This is a genomic window from Roseateles sp. P5_B10 (assembly GCF_056400485.1).
This window is the reverse complement of the sequence record NZ_JBFULE010001525.1, coordinates 1-647: the sequence shown is the minus strand read 5'-3', so window position 1 is coordinate 647 and position 647 is coordinate 1. Positions and strand designations below refer to the sequence as shown.

1 protein-coding gene is annotated in these 647 nt (G+C 63.7%); it reads right to left on the bottom strand.

From position 1 onward, the window contains the following. On the bottom strand, positions 1 to 647 hold a 647-nt coding region (locus AC1DU6_RS34390; protein WP_477862950.1), incomplete at both ends, for an acyl-CoA dehydrogenase family protein.

Sequence of the window (647 nt, the reverse complement as noted above, 5' to 3'; positions counted from 1 at the left end):
ATCGAGTGCCTGAATGCCGTTGGCGCCTTCATAGATCATGGCGATACGCGCGTCGCGGACGAACTGTTCCATGCCCCATTCGGCGATATAGCCGTGACCGCCGAACATCTGCTGCGCCGACACCGCATTGGCGAAACCGCCATCGGTGAGGATGCCCTTCAGTACTGGCGTCATCAGGCCCATGTGATCGTCGGCGGCCTGGCGCTCCTTCGGATCGTCGGAGCGATGCGCAACGTCGCTCTTCAGCGCGGTCCACACCACCATCGCGCGGGCGGCTTCGTTGAAGGCGCGGATGGTCAGCAGCGTGCGGCGCACGTCCGGATGCACCATGATGGAATCGGCCGGCTTGTCCGGCGACTTCGGACCTGTCAGCGAACGGCCCTGCAGGCGGTCCTTCGCATAGGCGACCGCGTTCTGATAGGCGACTTCCGACTGCGCGAGACCCTGCACGGCAACGCCGAGACGGGCTTCGTTCATCATCACGAACATGCCCTGCATGCCCTTGTTCTCTTCGCCGATCAGCCAGCCGGTGGCGCCGTCGTAATTCATCACGCAGGTGGAGTTGCCGTGGATGCCCATCTTGTGCTCGATCGAGCCGCACATCACGCCGATGCGTGCACCGAGCGATCCGTCCGCGTTGACCAGGA